This window comes from Achromobacter sp. ES-001 (assembly GCF_019448355.1).
Lineage (GTDB): Bacteria > Pseudomonadota > Gammaproteobacteria > Burkholderiales > Burkholderiaceae_B > Achromobacter > Achromobacter spanius_B.
In genome coordinates this window covers 229,970-247,334 of sequence record NZ_CP079940.1, presented here as the reverse complement: position 1 = coordinate 247,334, position 17,365 = coordinate 229,970, and the positions used below count along the sequence as shown (strand labels likewise).

The 17,365-nt window shown below is 64.8% G+C and carries 12 protein-coding genes; 1 reads left to right on the top strand and 11 read right to left on the bottom strand.

Annotated features, from left to right (window positions below):
• Window positions 1-16: 16 nt before the first annotated feature.
• The 9 genes from KYT87_RS01165 to glmS form a co-directional block, all read right to left on the bottom strand.
• Window positions 17-2,080 carry a glycosyltransferase gene (locus tag KYT87_RS01165; protein WP_219991555.1) on the bottom strand — a complete coding sequence of 688 codons (2,064 nt, stop codon included), beginning with the start codon at window positions 2,078-2,080 and terminating at the stop codon, window positions 17-19.
• Window positions 2,077-4,557, bottom strand: coding sequence for a hypothetical protein (locus KYT87_RS01160; protein WP_219991554.1), 2,481 nt, complete (start codon window positions 4,555-4,557; stop codon window positions 2,077-2,079). Before KYT87_RS01160 ends, KYT87_RS01165 begins: the two co-directional genes overlap by 4 nt.
• Window positions 4,558-4,596: 39 nt before the next feature.
• A complete protein-coding gene (locus KYT87_RS01155) occupies window positions 4,597-5,856 on the bottom strand; it encodes a nucleotide sugar dehydrogenase (protein WP_082134506.1) in 1,260 nt (419 codons plus the stop codon).
• A 607-nt stretch (window positions 5,857-6,463) separates the two neighbouring features.
• On the bottom strand, window positions 6,464-7,948 hold the full coding sequence (locus KYT87_RS01150; protein ID WP_219991553.1) for an efflux transporter outer membrane subunit: 1,485 nt from the start codon (window positions 7,946-7,948) through the stop codon (window positions 6,464-6,466).
• Window positions 7,949-7,958: 10 nt separating this feature from the next.
• A complete protein-coding gene (locus tag KYT87_RS01145) occupies window positions 7,959-8,888 on the bottom strand; it encodes an HlyD family secretion protein (protein ID WP_219991552.1) in 930 nt (309 codons plus the stop codon).
• A complete protein-coding gene (locus KYT87_RS01140; protein WP_219991551.1) occupies window positions 8,881-9,075 on the bottom strand; it encodes a DUF1656 domain-containing protein in 195 nt (64 codons plus the stop codon). Before KYT87_RS01140 ends, KYT87_RS01145 begins: the two co-directional genes overlap by 8 nt.
• Window positions 9,065-11,245, bottom strand: coding sequence for an FUSC family protein (locus KYT87_RS01135; protein ID WP_255593783.1), 2,181 nt, complete (start codon window positions 11,243-11,245; stop codon window positions 9,065-9,067). The genes KYT87_RS01140 and KYT87_RS01135 overlap by 11 nt, the downstream gene beginning before the upstream one ends.
• 135 nt (window positions 11,246-11,380) lie before the next feature.
• On the bottom strand, window positions 11,381-12,313 hold the full coding sequence (locus KYT87_RS01130; RefSeq protein WP_219991550.1) for a LysR family transcriptional regulator: 933 nt from the start codon (window positions 12,311-12,313) through the stop codon (window positions 11,381-11,383).
• Between the two features lie 48 nt (window positions 12,314-12,361).
• Window positions 12,362-14,194: a glutamine--fructose-6-phosphate transaminase (isomerizing) gene (glmS, locus tag KYT87_RS01125; protein WP_104144725.1), complete on the bottom strand. Its 1,833-nt coding sequence runs from the start codon at window positions 14,192-14,194 to the stop codon at window positions 12,362-12,364.
• A gap of 150 nt (window positions 14,195-14,344) precedes the next feature.
• Between glmS and KYT87_RS01120 the strand changes: the two genes are divergently transcribed.
• Window positions 14,345-14,845 (top strand): Lrp/AsnC family transcriptional regulator, encoded by a 501-nt coding sequence (locus tag KYT87_RS01120; RefSeq protein WP_219991549.1) that lies wholly within the window; start codon window positions 14,345-14,347, stop codon window positions 14,843-14,845.
• 115 nt (window positions 14,846-14,960) lie between these two features.
• Here KYT87_RS01120 and KYT87_RS01115 read toward each other — a convergent pair whose 3' ends face one another.
• Together KYT87_RS01115 and KYT87_RS01110 are read right to left on the bottom strand one after the other, a co-directional pair.
• Window positions 14,961-16,019 (bottom strand): glycosyltransferase family 4 protein, encoded by a 1,059-nt coding sequence (locus tag KYT87_RS01115; RefSeq protein ID WP_219991548.1) that lies wholly within the window; start codon window positions 16,017-16,019, stop codon window positions 14,961-14,963.
• On the bottom strand, window positions 16,016-17,338 hold the full coding sequence (locus KYT87_RS01110; protein WP_104144722.1) for a UDP-glucose/GDP-mannose dehydrogenase family protein: 1,323 nt from the start codon (window positions 17,336-17,338) through the stop codon (window positions 16,016-16,018). Before KYT87_RS01110 ends, KYT87_RS01115 begins: the two co-directional genes overlap by 4 nt.
• Window positions 17,339-17,365: the final 27 nt, after the last annotated feature.

Here is a 17,365-nt window from a genome sequence, read left to right as displayed (position 1 = left end):
AAAGACTTGCCGCCGATCACGCAAGCATGCGTTGCATCTGCGGGAAGTCGAGGCGTTCGTCGTTCTCCGAGACGGCCATGACGGGCACGCACAGGCTCAGGAACTTGGACAGCATCGCGTCGAGCGAAAACAGGTCTTGTGCCCGTTTGCGGCTCTGCGCCTTCAATGACTCGTTACTGCGCACCAGGTCGACCATCGACTCCACCTTGTCGCAGGCTTCTGTCATGTCGGGATGCTCGACGTCGCTAAGCAGGTGGCCCGTTTCGTTTTCGACGAAGCATTCGCCAGCACCACCGGCGGGTGTCGAAATCACCGGAACGCCCAACAGCTGCGCTTCGATCAACACGTTGGGCAAGCCTTCATAGCGCGACAGCAGCACGCTGGCGTCCATCTGCGAATACCAGTAGCCCACGTGATTGGATAAGCCCACCAGCAGCAGCCGGTCAACCACGCGCAGCTCTTCCGCCAGCGCGACGATGTTGTCGTGCAGGCGTCCATCGCCCACGATGACAAAGCGTGCCTGGGGTCGTCGCTTCAGGTACATCGCGGCCATCTTGATCCATAGCTGCGGCCGCTTGTCCGGCTCCAGCCGGAACACGCCGCCGACCGTCTCGGTGGCATCGGCGGTGGCTTGTTTGAAGGCCTCCCACTTCTGCTCGTCGACGGGCGACGCGTTGGTGGCCAGGTCAGGCACGCCGTTGTACAGCACGTGAAAGCGCACGACCGGAATGCCCAGCCACTGCGCATACGCCTCGGCGGCGGTGCGGCTGTTGCTGACGAAGTACACGCCCGGCACTTGCGCCAGCGCCTGGAACAGCTCGGGATATTCTTCGCGGAATCGGTCCTTGCGAATGTTGGGCGGCAGCCCGCGAAACACCAGGTGGATGGTCGGCACACCGGCCAGCAACGCGGCCAACGCGCCGAACAGGCACGTGCCGTCCTGCCACAGGCTGACAACATCGAACGGATTGGCGCGCAGCACCGGCGCCAGGCGCGTCACACCGTAGTGCACGGGCGGCGGCAGTTGTTCCAGCATGCGGCCCAGGCGGCCATCGGGCACCGATTGGTGCGCCACCGAAATGGCGGGCAGCTTGTTGATCTCGGTCACCGGAATTTGCGCCTGCACCAACACCGGCAGGAAGAAGTCCAAGCCCTGCTTCTTCTTGGTCGAGCCCGCCGGTTCGGTGTGCTGCTTGACCATGACCTCGACCTTCTCGGGCCGCATCACGACGTCAGGCAGTTGCCGATCCGGTTGAGCCGCCATGCGCGTCAACTCGCCAGCCAGGCGGGTCAACTGGCGCTCGGCGCCGCCAGGGCCCAGGCTGCCCGTCACCAGGGCGACGGACACGGGCTTTTCCGGCGGTTGCTCGGCGATCTTGCGGTTGCGAAAGTGCAGGATGGCGTGCTTCATCGACACGATCCGCACGTCCTTGCCCGCCAGGCCGCCTTCGGGCTCCAAGCCCTTGAAGAAGGCGTAGTCGGCCGCCAGCGCGGTGGCCAGTTCGGCCGCCTTGCTGCCGGGCGCCAAGTGCGCGGCGACCGGGCGGATCGCTTCATACGCGTCCGCCAGCAAGCCGCGCTTGCGCAGCCGCTTGGCGAATTCGACGCGGATATTGCGATCCGTGTGTTCCAGGATCAGCCGCCGGAACAGCTGGTCCGACTGCTCGTGCGCGCGGATGTCGCTAAGCAGCTTGGCGCGCGAGAACAGCCGCGACGGGTTCTCGGACGAGGCCGGCAGATGCCGGTCGACCAGGGACAAGGCCTCGTCCAGATGCCGTTCCTTGACCAGTCGCGTCGCGCAATAACGCACGATCTGCAAGTCGTCGGGGCATTCTTGAAGCAAGGTTGCCCACTGCTCGGCCATCCCTTCGTTCAAGCCCGCCGATTCCTTCAGCCGAAGCAACAGGAAACGGACCTTGGAATCTTCCAGATGATCGCGCGCCAACGCTTCGGCGCGCGCCAGGTTTTCTTGTGCGACCTGGACCCGCACCGACGCCGTGACGATCTCCTCCAACTGGGCATGCACCCATTGGAGATCGGACGAAACGTCCGCCCGTTCGGTAGTCAGTGGGGTATTCATGCTGCCTTCCTTCGGTTGGCTTTTTCGATCCACACCAGGCAGCGATCGATGTAGTGATCGAACTGCGTGGGGTTATCGGACAGTTCGCGAAGGCGGCGCCAGTACGGCAGGGCCTGTTCGAAGCGATGCAGGCGCATGGCGCCGACGGCGGCCAGGCGCAGGCCGATGGCGTCGTTGGGAACCAGTTCCACGATGCGTTCGCCCAGCGCCAGGCGCTCGGTGGTGCTGGCCGGATCCAGCGCGCGTGCCTCGGCGTACAGCACGGCGATGATGCGGCGCTTTTCGTGCTCGACTTCCGTCATCTGCGGCCACGATTGGGCGACGCGTTCCAGCAGGTTCCAGGCGGCGCGATGATCGCCGGCGGCCAGCAGTTCGCGGGCGCCTCGAATGGCGCGCGGGCCGAGCCTGCCCAGTTGGCGTTCGGCTTCGTCCTTGGCGCTTTGGTCGGCCGAGGCGTTGGCCAGCACCGCCTGGTAGGCGTCGATGGCTTCACCGAACCAGCCACCGTTGAAGGCCACGCGGGCAAAGTACAGCTGCGTGCTCAGGGGCGCGGCCTTGTCGGCGGCGGCTTGCTCCAGATGGCGCATGGCGGTTTGCTTGTCGCCCAGCGCATCGGCGGCGCGGCCACGCATCGTGTCCAGCTCGGGGAAATCAAGCTGCGTGTCCAACGCGACGTCGGTCAGGTCGATCACTTCCTTGTGGTTGCCGGCCAGCAGCGCGGCGCGCACGCCAAGACGCATCGCCCGTTCGAACGCACGCTGTGCGCGCACGGCGGTCAGGGCGTCGGGGTTCAGCAGGCGGTGCGCGCAGATGCGTTCGGCGGCGTCACGCAGACGGCCGTCTTCCAGTGCGCGAGTACCTTCTTCGGCCCATGCGGTGGACTGCGATTGCAGCCAGGCGCCGATGTCTTCGTGCTCGCTATTGGCCAGGCCGCAAGACGCGGCCAGCGCGGCGGCGGCCATGATGCAACCGCGCCACGAAGCTTCTTTGACCAGCTCCAGCGCGTCCATGTCTTCCAACGCGGGCGATTCGGCTGCCAGGGCGCGCAGACCGGCGCGGTCACCGGCCAACAGGCGGTCGCGCCACAGCACGGCAAAGCTGCGGCCATGCGTCGGGATGGCTTCGCGCACTTCATTGACCCAGCGGATCACGGCTTCCATGTCGCCGCCGGTCTGCAACAGCGACAGCACCGTGTCGGCCGCTTCCAGCGCGGTGGCGTCGGTGGGCGAGGAGATGCGGAACAGCTGCTTCCAGTTGCCCAGCGACTCATCCACATAACCGAGCTGGCCGGCGGAAACCGCCGCGATGCGCACGATTTCGGGCGTTTCGATTTCGTCGCCAAGAAGGCCGGCGGCAAGCGAGTACGCCAGGTCGTGGCGGCCCAGCTTGAAGTGGTTACGCATCAGGATCTGCTCGGCCTTGCTGCCGGTGGCCAGGGCGCCGTCGGCGCTGCCCAGCAGGGCGAGCGAGCCTTCGTAGTCGCCCAGTTCTTCCTGGATGCGCGCAAACAGCAGCGTGTGTTCGGGCAGGCCGGGGTGGCGGCGCAGCACGTCGCGCACGCGGCGCGATGCTTCGCGCAGGTCGCCGGCATCCCAGATCTTTTCGATGCGTTCCGCGCTGTCGTCGGCGCCCAGCTTGGGCACGGCCACCTGCGTGGTGGACGCGCTCATGCGCGGACGCATGTAGTTCTTGAACCATTCGTGGCACAGGCGTTCGGCGAAGACCTGCGTGTAGTGCGTCAGGTCCAGCCCGCCGTCTTCCATCGCGTCGGCCTGGCCGATCTTGCTCATCAGCGGCGTGGGGTCGTAGCACGGCACGCCGATGCGCTGCGCGCTGGCGGCCACCGTGGCGATCAGTTGCGCGCGTTGTTCGATCGGCACGTTGTCCGGCGTCAGTGCGTTGACGTGGGTGACGAACACCACCTTGTCGTGGCCCAGCAGCGCGACCAGGTCACGCATTTCGGCTTCGATCTCTTCGTCGGTCTGATCGCGCTTGACGATGCGCGACAGCAGTTCCTGGTCATCGCGCGACAGGCTCTTGAACACGGCGTCCTGGTCCAGCTGCGCACGGCGCTCGGCAAGCCGATCGGTGCTGGCCAGTTGCCAGAACATGCGGGTGCGCGTGCGGTCAGCGAAGAACTCGCTGAAGTAGCGCCCCAGGTAGTTCGATTGAATGGGATGACCGTCGATGGTCAGCAGTTTGCGCGAGGACAGCTCAACCATGTAGAGGTCGGCCGGCTTGTGCGTACCACGGCGAGCCTGCTCGCCATTCGAAGGACGGAAGATCAGGCGCTGTACGTCGGCCGGAATGTCGGCCTGGCCGAACATGAAGCGCGCCTGTTGCAGCGCCTCGGCGCTGGTGTGCACGAAACCGTAGTTGCGCCCGAGTTGCAGCTTGATCGGGTAGCGTCCCACGGCATCGCGCAGCGGCGTATGGATCCGGCAGGTGCCGATCGGAGCGATAGTAAATGCAGTCATCCAGGGTCTCTCCTGTAGTGATGGATAGCGAGCCTGAACTTAAAGAGTCCAGTACAAGAGGTCGGGGGCAAGGCGTTTGCTATCCAGCACCGACTTCAAGTCGCACACCATGCCTCCACTGTTGACCAAGCCGGGGATGTCTTCCCAGATGGTCTCCATGGTTTCGCGGTGGGGCACCGCGAGAATCAACACGTCCATGCCGCCGAATTGCGCGCGGGGGACGAGCTTGATGCCGTATTCGTGTTCCATCTGCTCGGGGTCGACCATCGGGTCGCAGGCAACCGGCGTGATGCCGTAGCTGCCCAGCGCCTTGTACAGATCGACGACCTTCGAGTTACGGATGTCGGGCACGTTCTCCTTGAACGTCATGCCCAGGATGCCGACGCGGGTGGACGCATTCAGGCGGCCATTGCGGGCCAGCGTCTGCACGATGCGCTGCGCGACGTGGTTGGCCATGCCGTCGTTGATGCGGCGGCCCGACAGAATGACTTCGGGGTGGTAACCCAGTTCCTGCGCCTTGGAGGTCAGGTAGTACGGGTCCACGCCGATGCAGTGCCCGCCGACCAGGCCGGGCGAGAACTTCAGGAAGTTCCACTTGGTGCCGGCGGCGTTCAGGACTTCCGAGGTGCGGATGCCGACCAGATCGCAGATCTTGGACATCTCGTTCATCAGCGCGATGTTGATGTCGCGCTGGGTGTTTTCCAGCACCTTTGCGGCTTCGGCCACCTTGATGGACGAGGCGCGGTGCACCCCGGCGTCGATGATCTTCTCGTACACGCCGGCAATGATTTCCAGCGACGCTTCATCCTGGCCGGATACGATCTTGACGATCTTTTCCAGCGGATGCTCGCGGTCACCCGGGTTGATGCGTTCGGGGCTGTAGCCCAGCTTGAAGTCGATGCCGCAGCGCAGGCCGGACACTTTTTCCAGCTCGGGGCCGCAGATTTCCTCGGTGGCGCCGGGGTGGACGGTGGATTCGAACACGACGATGCAGCCCGGACGCAGCACGGGTCCGATGGACTGGCACGCACGCACCAGCAAGGAAAAATCGGGGTTGTTCTTTTCGTCGACGGGCGTGGGAACGGCAACCACGAAAAAGTCGCACCCTTCCAGTTCAGAGATCTGGTCGGTAAAGGTCATTGCAGAGGCACGCAGGACGTCGTCTTCAATCTCGCCGGTCCAGTCGTGTCCCTCTTTCAGTCGTGCGATTCTCCGCTTATCCACATCAAAGCCGATGACATCAAAGCGCTTGGAAAATGCAACGGCTACGGGCAGGCCGACATATCCAAGGCCACACACTGCGATTCTCTTTACCACGGGGGCCTCACTGTTTTCGTCGTGTCGTAGACACTAGAAATCGACACCCGGAGGCATGTAAATCGATTCAAAATCGATATACGCCTGCCCCCATTGGGCGGACTGATTACTTAAGGAAAGTTACGGCTCGAAACGTATACATACCCGTTTCTTGATGAGCCAACGAATCGTAGAGGGGCCAGACAGCAATATTCTTTCTAAAAATTTTTATTGCTGTGGAAATGAGTCAGGGCGCCCGTAATAAACCCCGGGATTTCCCTCAAATAATTACATTCATTACACAAACCGCAACACAGGAACGCCGGGTAATTGTGAGTGAATATAAAAAAGGGTATTTCTTATTTTTGTTTAACCATACTGAAAAACATAATGCCCGTTCAGCGGCAATTTATTAATAGCCTAAAGCAATAATTCTGTAATGCAAAATCGTTGTGTACAAGGCAGCCATAATCGGCCGGATAATGCCCTGCAAACAACTGCCATCAAACGCACTTGGCCCACCGCATGCGGTGGGCCAAGTGCTTGATATGAAAGACGCTTACCGTTCATGGCCGGCGCCGCGTACTTAACTCTCCACCGCATCAAGGCGTCATTGCGTCGCCGTTATTTCTTTGGCGGCCGCCTGAGCGGGTTGGCCGACCGATGTCGTGTCCGCCCAGCCCGCCCCCAGCGCTTTGTACAGGGCTATGCCTCCCTGTAGTTGCGCCATCTGACTCAGCGCCAAGGCATCGCGCGTCTGGTTCAGGCTGCGCTGCGCCACCAGCACGGGCAGATAGGCGCTCAACCCTCGCGCGTAGAGCTGTGAGGCCTGTTGCAGGGCCAGTTGGCTGGCGGTCACGGCTTTCTGTAACGCGGCTTGCCGTTGGCGTTCGCTGGTCCATGCCGTCAAGGCGTCCTCTACGTCGCGCAGCGCCGAACGCACGTCCCGCTCGTAGACGCGCCGCACCGCGTCGGCGTTGGCCTGTGCCGCAGCCACGCCGGCTCGCGCGCTGCCGGCGTCGTAGACAGACTGGCTGCCCTGCATCGCCGCCGACCATGCCAGGCTGGCGCCTGAGAACAGGTCGTGGATGACGCTGGCGGTGGTGCCGAACTCCAAGGGAATACGGAATGTGGGAAAGCGTGCGGCCTCTGCCACGCCGATTTGCGCCGTGGCGGCGGCCAGGCGCCGTTCGTCCGCGCGCAGGTCGGGGCGTTGGCGAATGACGTCCGAAGGCAATGACAGCGGCAAGTCGGCCGGCATGGGCAACGCCGGCGCGGACGTTGCCAGGGCGGCGTGCCAGTCCCCGGGAAACCCGCCCGTCAGCACACCGATGGCATGGCTGAAACGGGCGATGTCTGCTTCCCGCAGGGGCGGCTGCGCCTCGGCAATCTCGCGCTCGGCGCGAGCTTGGGTAACGTCGGCCAGCGTGCCCAGACCACCGCGGTGCGCCTGCTCGGCCAAGCGTTCCGCCTCGGCCAACGAACGAATGTTGTCTTGCGCGATGGCCAGGCGCAGTTGCGCGGCGCGCAGCCCGGCGTAGTCGGACACCAGTTCGGCCACCAGGCTCACCTGCAGCGCACGATGGTCCTCGGCCAACGCCTGGATACCGGCGTCGGCGGCCTCGACCGCGCGGCGCGTGCCGCCAAACAGGTCCAGCTCCCAGCTCGCATCGAACCCCAGATGCCAGGTTCGCGCCCGCCCGCCCGGCTGCGAGCTAAGTGCCTTGCTGCCGAGTGCGGCCTCGCCGGCAGCGCCGACCGAAACCTCGGGCAGGGCGGCCGAGGCAATTTGCACGCGCTCGGCGCGTGCCTGGCGCAGGCGTGCCAAGGCGATGTCCAGATCCTGATTGTGCGCCAGGGTCTGTTCGACCAGCCGGTCCAGCAAGGGATCCTGGAAGGCGCGCCACCAGGTGCGCAGACCATCGTGGTCGCCATCGGACATGGCGGCGTCGGCCTCAATCCAGTGCGCGGGCACATCCAGCGTCGGCGCGCGATAGTCCGGGCCGACGGCAGTGCAGCCGGTCAGCAATGCCAACAGAAAAGGAAGCAGTGCCCGCCGAAGGCGTGCTTGCGTGCGAGGGATGGGTACATGCATCGCCTTGTCCTTACAACCAGCCGTGCAGCAGCGAGATCAGCCGGCCCTGGGGCACCGGCGTACCCGCCGACGGCGTGACCTCGATGCTGCCGGTCATGCCGGCCGCCAGCACGACGTCATGCGGGACATGCTCGAACTCGATGCGCACCGGGATGCGCTGCGCCAGCCGGACCCAACTGAAGCTGGGTTCCACGCTGGGCAAGCCCTGCGCGTCGGCCTGCTGGTTGCTGTCGGTAATGCCTCGCCCGATGCTGGCCACCCGCCCCGGCAATACCTGGTCGAACCCCATCAGGCGGATCCGCGCCGCCGCACCGGGTTGGATGCCGCGCAGTTTGGTTTCCTCGAAGTACCCGGTGATCCAGAAGCTGTGGGCATCGATCAGCGCGATGTTGGGCTGGCCCGTCACGGCGTAGTCGCCCTTGTTCAACCGCAGGCGCGTGATGTAGCCATCGGTTGGCGCGCGCAATTCGGTGCGTGCTTGATCCAGCTTCGCCCTATCCACGGCGACCTGTGCACTGCGTAGGTCGGACCGCGCGATGGCGACCGCCTGGTTCGCCCGCTGGATGTCCTCGGCCGGCACCAGGCTTTCCATGCCCCGGCGCCGCCGCGCCTCTTCGGTTTTCTGGCGCAAGAACACCTCGGCTGATGCCAACTGCGCTTCGGCCTGGGCCAATGCCAGCGCGAAGCTGGCATTGTCGATGCGATAGAGCAGGTCGCCCTGTTTGACGTATTGATCGTCCATGACCGAGACCTGGACGACGGTGCCTGACACCTCGGGAGCGATACGTACGATTTGCGCGCTGACACGGCCATCACGGGTCCACGGGGCGACGACGTAGGCGCGCCACAGCGCAGTGACCAGAAAGCCGGCAGCAACGACCACCGCAAGGGTGAGTCCTGCCCGCAGCAGCAGCTTGGCGGGAAATAAGCGTTCAGACATAAAGCACCAACAGGGAAACAAGGCAAAGGGAAATGGCGAACTCGAACAGGCCCGGATGCCACACCCAACGCAGCACCCCGCAACGCGCCAGCACAAAGCGAAGGCCCATATAGAGCGGCAAGGCCAGGCAGGCGTAGACAAAGAACGGCGGCAGGTAGATGCCGCCCAACGAAAATTCACTGAGCATGGGTGTGGCCTTCAGAGGGGTACGGATCGTCGTTCGCATGGCGTTCCAGCAGCGCGGCGATGTCGAGCAGCACGACCGTCACGCGCCGCACGTCATCCGTCGTGGCGCCGGACCGCACCGGCAATCGCGCCAAGGCGGTTGCGGCGCGGCGGGCATGGCGTGCGGCCCGCGCGGGATCCCCTACCCGCCGGCGCAGATGGCGCAGCGTGCGCGCCACCACGCGCGGCCACTCGGCGTGCTGCGGCGCCTGGCGCAGCCAGCGTCGCAGGCGCAGGATTTCCCGACCCAGATGCAGGCTCGCCAGCGCCTGGGCGATGGCGCGATCCATCGCCTGCGGCTGCGTCCTGAGCAAGGCGCCCAGTTGCGCGATGCGGTGTTGTTGGCGCCATTGCCAGGCCGATGCATCGGGCGGCTCGCCGCGCAAGGTGCCCAGCGCCGCGTCGCGGATGCGCCGGCGCAAGCGCGTGACGTCGCGCGCCAGGTTGCGCGGCAGCACGATCCTGAATCCAAGCAGCGTGAAACATGTCGCCAGGACCCACGCCACGGCGCCATTGAGGAACAGCGCAAAGTCGTAGCGCATGGGGTTGTCCGCCGCCGCCAGTGTCGTGAACGCCACCAGATACGCCGCGCCCGCCAGCGCATAACGCGGCATCGTGGTGGCATACACACCGGGCAGCCAGAACAGGCCCAGGACGACCAGCAGCAGCGGCAGGCCCGAGACGTGCGGCAGCACGATGAAGGTGCACAGAAAGGCCATCGCCACGGCGGCCACCGTGCCCTTGATGAATTCGACGGCACCCAGCGCGGGATTAGGCGCGGTGGACAGCAGGGCGCATGCCGCCGCCAAGCCCGCCAGCATCATGTTGCCTTCCGTCCAGCCGGTGGCGATCCAGAAGGCGCCGCCCATCAACACCGTCAACAGCGCGCGCACGCCATTCTGGAAAGCCGCCACCGTGTCGCGGTGAAACGGCACGGAGACGCGCGCCGGCGTCGGCGTGCGGTGGTGGAAACGCTTGATGCCGTCGATGGCTTGCAGGTAATCGTCCAACTGCTCGATCAGGCGATCGCCGGCGATCATGAGCGCGGCCTGCTCGGAGGCATCGTCCAGCGAGGTCGAGGAAAGGACGGCCACCAGCCGGGCGCGCAGGTCGATCAGCCGCCCGATGGCACGCGTCGTTGCGGTCGGGCCGCGTTCGGTCGGGCCGCGCTCGGTCGGGCCGCGTTCGGCCGGGCCGCGTTCGGTCGGGCCGCGTTCCTGCCGCAAAGCCTGCGCGACCTCCCGCCATGCCTGCTCCCATTCCGGCTGCAACGCCCTAAGCGCGGCGAGGCCGGCGCGGTGTTCGCGCCAGGGCGGCGCGCCGCCCACCAAGGCGGAAAACAACGACACCATCGTGTGCCGCACCGTGCCGGCACGATGGGCCAGATCGGCGGACTCGGCCTTGCCCAGCGCCAGCAGATCGTCCACGCCATACAGCTCGGTGATAAGCGAACGCCGTCCGGCGTCAAGCGGCTTGGCGCCCGGCGCCGCGCTACCTTGAATGGCCTGGTGATGCGTTGCCAGCACGCCCGCCGTGGCGGCCGCAAGGCGGTCGAGCAGTATGGCCAGGCGGCTATGCACGCTGCGGCTGCTGAACAGGGCCGACACCAGCGCCAGGCAGACCACGCCGATCAGCACCGACGCGCCGCGCCCCATCACCTGATCGAAGGTGCGTTCCGGATGCTGCATGGCGCCGTAAGCCGCCAAGCCCACGGTGTAGCCCGCCAACGTGGCGCCATAGGCCCGGAAATGGCGCAGCAGCGTCATGCCCACCACGCATACCGCCAGCCATACGCCGAACCCGAGCAGGAAAAGCCAGGGCATCTGTCCGAAGGCGCTCATCAGGACGAAGGCGGCCAGCATTCCGGCCAGCGTACCCAGCACCCGCCACGCCCCCTTGCCGATCACGCCGCCCTGGACAGGGTTGATGACCAGCAGCACGCTGGAAGCCGCCGCGTAGGGCGCGTGCAGTTCCAGCAGATAGGCCACCACCAAGGCCAGCCAGGCGGCCAGGATCGAACGCATCACATAGGTCGCGCGTGGCGTCGTCAGATCGAGATAAGGCAGCCCACGCGCCAACCGCTCGCGAAACCGGGAAAGGCGTGGAAAGACGCCCGAATTTGCTTCAGGCACGTTCGCCGACGGCACGATGCAACCCTTCTACAGTGATCAATACGCGTCACTGTAGGCAGGGCCGATCATTCCGAAAAGTGAATTTATTGCACTCGAACGATTGCGTGATACGCACGCATCGGAGCAAGCTTTGCGCTATGGCTTGGCGCGCTTGGCCGCCTGCGCCTGGCTCTCGTTGCAAAGCGTATGAATGGTCTGCCGCAGCCATTGATGGGCGGGATCGCCCTCCAGGCGCGGGTGCCAGGCCTGGGTCAGCAGCACCGTTTCCAGCGGTGTTGGCAGGTCGAACACGCGAATGCGCAGGCCCGCGGACAGCGCGGTGCTGGCCAGATGCCGCGGCAAGGGCAGCAGCAGATCCGAATCCTGCAACGCGAACAGCGCCGTGTACGGATTGGGCACCACCAGGGCAACGTGCCGACGCAGCCCCTGCGCCTCCAGCGCGGCATCGAGCGGCCCGACGGCCTTGCCGCGCCGCGACACGTTGATGTGCTCCCAGCGCGTGAGGCGTTCGGGCGTGATCTCGTCGTCGAAAATCGGATGGTTGGCGCGCGCGACGCCCACGAACGTCGTGGTGAACAGGGGCTGCACACGAATCTCGGGCCCCAGCTTGCGCGAGGCGCTGATGAACAGGTCGATGCGGCCACTGCGCAGCGCCTCTTCGTCCACGTCGTCTTCCTCTGGCGAAAAGCGCAGCATCGCCCGTGGCATCTCGCGCGCCATCGCATCCAGGAGATGACCCAGATGGATGCTCACAAACTCATCGGTAGCGCGGACATTGAAACGCCGATCCAGCAATTTCAGATCGATCTCGGCATCGGTAGCGAACACCTGCGAGGCCTGTTCGACCGCCGCGCGCACTTGCTCGCGCAATGCCAACGCTTTCGGTGTCGGCATGAGCTTGCGACCGACCTGGACGAACACGGGATCGCCCAGCGCCTCCCGGATGCGGCTCAAGGTGCGGCTCATCGCCGGCGCGCTCAGGTGCATGCGGCGCGCGGCGCCGATAACGCTGCCCTCGTCGAGCAGCGCATCGAGCGCCAGCAGAAGATTGAGATCGGGACGTGGCATGGCAGCCCCTTTTTCTCGTTTTCAGAACCTGAAAGATGAACCTCGGCGTTATTCCACCGTGACGCTCTTGGCCAGGTTGCGCGGCTTGTCCACGTCGGTGCCGCGCGCGCATGCCGTGTGGTACGACAGCAGTTGCAGCGGGATCGTGTGCAGGATGGGCGACAGCTTGCCGTAGTTTTCCGGCATGCGGATCACGTGCATGCCTTCGGCGCTTTGGATCTTGCTGTCGGCATCGGCAAACACATACAGCTCGCCGCCACGTGCGCGCACTTCCTGCATATTGGATTTCAGCTTTTCAAGCAGCTCGTCCTTGGGCGCGATGGTAACGACGGGCATGTGCTCCGTCACCAGCGCCAGGGGGCCGTGCTTGAGTTCGCCGGCCGGGTAGGCTTCGGCGTGGATGTAGCTGATTTCCTTGAGCTTCAACGCGCCTTCCAGGGCGATCGGATAGTGCATGCCACGGCCCAGGAACAAGGCGTTTTCCTTGGACGCAAAGCGGTCGGCCCACGCCATGATCTGGGGTTCCAGCGCCAGCACCGAGCCGATGGCCACCGGCAGGTGACGCAGCGCCTTCAGGTGGTCCGCTTCTTGTTCTTCGCTGAGGTGGCCGCGCACTTGCGCCAGCGCCAGCGTCAGCAGGAACAGCGCGGTCAGCTGCGTGGTGAAGGCCTTGGTCGAGGCCACGCCGATTTCAACACCGGCGCGCGTGATGTACGACAGCTTGCATTCGCGCACCATGGCGCTGGTGGACACGTTGCAGATGGTCAGCGTCTTGTCCATGCCCAGCGAACGCGCGTGCTTGAGCGCGGCCAGCGTGTCGGCGGTTTCGCCCGACTGCGAAATCGTGACGACCAGCGAGCGCGGGTTCGGCACGCTGTCGCGGTAGCGGTATTCGCTGGCGATTTCCACGGCCACCGGAATCTTGGCAATGGATTCGATCCAGTACTTGGCGGTCAGGCCGGCGTAGTAGCTGGTGCCGCAAGCCAGGATCAGCAGCGAATCGATGTCCTTGAAGATCTTGTAGGCATCGTCGCCGAACAGCTCGGGCGTGATCGATTCGATGTCTTGCAGCGTATCGCCCACGGCGCGCGGCTGTTCGAAGATTTCCTTTTGCATGTAGTGGCGGTACGGGCCGAGTTCGGCCGCGCCCGTGTGCACGTGCACCGTGTGCACCTCGCGGTCCACGTTCTTGCCGTTGGCGTCCACGATCCACACACGCGACAGTTGCAGGTCGACAACGTCGCCATCTTCCAGATAGATGATCTGGTCCGTGGTGCCGGCCAGCGCCAGCGCGTCGGACGCCAGGAAGTTTTCGTTCTGGCCCACGCCCACCACCAGCGGCGAGCCTTGGCGCGCGCCCACGACGCGATGCGGTTCATCGCGGCAGAACACGGCAATCGCATAAGCCCCATGCAGGCGGCGCACGGCGTTTTGCACGGCTTCGAACAGGTCGCCCGCGTACAGGTGGTTCACCAGGTGCGCGATGACTTCGGTGTCGGTCTGGCTTTCGAACACATAGCCGACGGCTTGCAGTTCGGCACGCAGTTCGTCGTGGTTTTCGATGATGCCGTTGTGCACCAGCGCGATACGGGGCTCTTCATTGCCCAGGTGCGAAAAGTGCGGGTGCGCATTGTGCGTGGCGGGCACGCCGTGCGTGGCCCAGCGCGTGTGCGCAATGCCGGTAAAGCCCTGGACCTTGTCCTGGGCAACCTGGTCGGCCAGCTCGGCAACGCGCTGCGTGCTGCGCGTGCGGCGCAGGTGGCCGTCTGCATACACGGCGACGCCGCAGGAGTCGTAGCCGCGATACTCCAGCCGCTTCAGGCCTTCAACCAGGATCGGGGTGATGTCGCGCTGGGCGACGGCGCCAACAATGCCGCACATAGGAAAACTCCACTTAAGTTCGGGTACCGACGCATTGTGCGCGAGGCGCCAAGAAATATGATTTCTTATTATTGCTTCGTATGGAATTTAATTTACTTACGTATTTGTGATTAAATTATCTTTCGTAGAACCGACATTTTTGAATTAATCATGCAAAACCCGACGCAGCCTCCCGCTTTGCCGCAGCCGGAACTGGACGATCTGGACCTGCGTATCCTTGAGCAGCTTCAAGTGGACAGTTCACTGACCAATCAGGACTTGGCCGCGCGGGTGCATGCGTCGCCTCCCACGTGCCTGCGTCGCGTGCGGCGCCTGGTGGACGAAGGCGTCATCGCCCGCCAAGTCGCCATCCTGGCGGCCGAAAAGCTGGGCAGCACGTTGACGGCAATCGTGGAAATCACCCTGGACGTCCAGGCAGCCGAAAGCCTGGACGCGTTCGAGCAAAGCATGCTGACCGAGCCCGCGGTCTTGCAGTGCTACCGGGTGTCGCCCGGACCAGATTTCGTGGTGATCGCCCAAGTAGAGGACATGCCCGCCTATCACGCGCTGGTCCACCGCGCGTTCACCGCCCAGGCCAACGTGCGCAACGTGCGCACGTTCTTTTCGGTGCACCGGGCAAAATTCGAAACGCGGATTGATGTCAGGGCGTGAAGCGGGGTCGGCGCGGACGCAATGTTGTCCCCTGGTGCCTCGCGGGCGCTATTCGCCAGCAACAGGCCCGCAGCCGGTTTGGACTACCCCGCGTCGAGCAAAAAACGTTTAGAGGCTAGGCCCGACCCAACAAGCGCGCGAACTGCGCCAGATAGCGGTTGCCCATCTTCTGCACGTCGTGTTCGCTTTTCACGTACTCGTACGCGCGTTGTGTGATGTCTTGCCGGAAGGCCCCGTCGTCCAGGCAGCGGGCCATGCCGGCGGCCATGGCCTGGTGGTCGCCCACGGCCACCAGCACGCCGCGGCCGTCGGCCAGGCTTTCCTTCAGGCCGCCCGCATCGGTGGACACCACCGGCACATGCTGCAAGAAGGCGTCCAGCACGCTGCTGCCCAGCGCTTCTTCTTCGGAGCTCATGACGAACACGTCAAGGATGCTGTAGAAGTCTTCGACGCCTTTGCGAAAGCCCGCAAAGCGGTAGACGTCTTCGATGCCCAGACGGCGGGCTTCGTCCTTGGCCTGCTGTTCGCGGTCGCCGCCGGCGCCAAAGTGCAGAAAGACGAAGTCGCGGCGGGTCTTGGCCAACTCGCCCACGGCGCGCACGAGCGTCACGGGGTCTTTGTCGCGGATCAGCGCGGCGGACGTGGCCATGACCTTCTTGCCGCTCAGGTCGAATTCACGCACCAGGTTGGCGACGTTGTCGGCGTTGATGGCGTGCGGTTCGACCGCGCTGCGGATGATGACGGGCTCAATGCCAAGCCGGCGCGGTTCGCTGGCGGCCATCTCGCTGATGGCCACGAACAGGTTGGCGTGGCGCCACTTGAAGCCGGTTTTCCATTCGTCGCCGGGCTTGACCACGAACGACGTGCGCCGCGAGAACACCACGGGGCGGCGATGCAGCCATTTGGTCAGCACGGCCCACGTGATGGTGTTGGCGGTTTGCGCGTGGATGATGTCATAGCGGCCCGCACCCGCCAGAAACGCCAGCTGGCCGGGCACGTTGCGCCGCGTATGCGCCACAAACCCTTCCTGGCGCGCGCGTTCGGCCAACGGGGCGCCTTCCCGGCACATCACTTCGACATCGTGGCCGGCCTTGCGGAACGCGCGCATGCAATACAGCGTCTGCCGTTCGCCGCCGCGCCAGCCTTTCTCGAAGTTCAGTTGCAGGATCTTCATGCGCGTCCGATACCGGAATACTCGAAGCCCATGCCGCGCACGTCGGCCGGCGTGTAGAGGTTGCGGCCGTCGATGATCAGCGGCGTTTTCAGCAGGGCCTTCACGCGGTCGAAGTCCGGGGCGCGGAAGACTTTCCATTCCGTGGCGATCAGCAGCGCGTCGGCGCCGTCCAGCGCGTCGTACATATCGGTGGCGAAACTGATGCCGGGCTGCCCGACCATCACGCGGGCGGCCTCGTGCATGGCAACGGGGTCGTAGGCGCGCACTTCGGCGCCGCGCCGGGTCAGTTCGGCAATGACGGTCAGGCTGGGCGCCTCACGCATGTCGTCGGTGTTGGGCTTGAAGGACAGGCCCCACAACGCGATCTTGCGGCCGCGCAGGTCTTCGCCGTAGCGCGCGACCAGCTTTTCGGACAAGCGGAATTTCTGCGCGTGGTTGGCGGCTTCGGCCGCTTCGATGACGCGCATCGGCAGTGAATTCTCGGCGGCCGTATTGACCAGCGCCTGCACGTCTTTCGGAAAGCAGGAACCGCCGTAGCCGGCGCCCGGGTACAGGAAGTGGTAGCCGATGCGCGGGTCCGCGCCGATGCCACGGCGCACCTGCTCGATGTCGGCGCCCAGCGCTTCGGCCAGGTTCGCCATTTCGTTCATGAACGAGATGCGCGTGGCCAGCATGGCGTTGGCGGCGTACTTGGTCAGCTCGGCCGAACGCACGTCCATCACCATCAGGCGGTCGTGCGTGCGCTGGAAGGGCTCGTAGATGCGGCGCATGACGCCGACGGTGTAGTCGTCGTCGGCGCCGACGATTACGCGGTCGGGGCTCATGAAGTCATTGATGGCCGCGCCTTCCTTCAAGAATTCGGGGTTGGACGCCACGCTGAAGGGGATGTCGACCCCGCGCGCGTCCAGTTCCTTGGCCACCACGGCGCGCACCTTGTCGGCGGTGCCCACCGGCACGGTGGACTTGTCCACGATCAGCTTGCGCGACGTCATGTGGCGCGCGATGTTCTGCGCGGCCGCCAGCACGTACTTCAGGTCGGCCGAGCCGTCTTCGCCGGGCGGGGTGCCCACGGCAATGAACTGCACGTCGCCAAAGGCCACGCTCTGCGCGACGTCGTCCGTGAATTGCAGGCGGCCCGCCTGCACGTTGCGGCGGACCAGGTCTTCCAGGCCGGGCTCGTAGATCGGGATGCCACCCTGGCGCAGGAGGGCGATTTTTGCCTCGTCCAGGTCCAGACACATGACGTCGTTGCCCATGTCGGCCAGGCACGCTCCCGACACCAACCCAACGTAACCGGTACCCACGACCGTGATTTTCATGCCTGCACGCCTTCAAATAAGGAATTT

What these genes read in the sequence shown, in the direction of transcription:
- KYT87_RS01140 (WP_219991551.1), bottom strand. Translation starts at nt 9,075, where the DNA reads ATGCTCAGTGAATTTTCGTTGGGCGGCATCTACCTGCCGCCGTTCTTT.
- KYT87_RS01150 (WP_219991553.1), bottom strand. Translation starts at nt 7,948, where the DNA reads ATGCATGTACCCATCCCTCGCACGCAAGCACGCCTTCGGCGGGCACTG.
- glmS (WP_104144725.1), bottom strand. Translation starts at nt 14,194, where the DNA reads ATGTGCGGCATTGTTGGCGCCGTCGCCCAGCGCGACATCACCCCGATC.
- KYT87_RS01145 (WP_219991552.1), bottom strand. Translation starts at nt 8,888, where the DNA reads ATGTCTGAACGCTTATTTCCCGCCAAGCTGCTGCTGCGGGCAGGACTC.
- KYT87_RS01110 (WP_104144722.1), bottom strand. Translation starts at nt 17,338, where the DNA reads ATGAAAATCACGGTCGTGGGTACCGGTTACGTTGGGTTGGTGTCGGGA.
- KYT87_RS01160 (WP_219991554.1), bottom strand. Translation starts at nt 4,557, where the DNA reads ATGACTGCATTTACTATCGCTCCGATCGGCACCTGCCGGATCCATACG.
- KYT87_RS01115 (WP_219991548.1), bottom strand. Translation starts at nt 16,019, where the DNA reads ATGAAGATCCTGCAACTGAACTTCGAGAAAGGCTGGCGCGGCGGCGAA.
- KYT87_RS01130 (WP_219991550.1), bottom strand. Translation starts at nt 12,313, where the DNA reads ATGCCACGTCCCGATCTCAATCTTCTGCTGGCGCTCGATGCGCTGCTC.
- KYT87_RS01165 (WP_219991555.1), bottom strand. Translation starts at nt 2,080, where the DNA reads ATGAATACCCCACTGACTACCGAACGGGCGGACGTTTCGTCCGATCTC.
- KYT87_RS01120 (WP_219991549.1), top strand. Translation starts at nt 14,345, where the DNA reads ATGCAAAACCCGACGCAGCCTCCCGCTTTGCCGCAGCCGGAACTGGAC.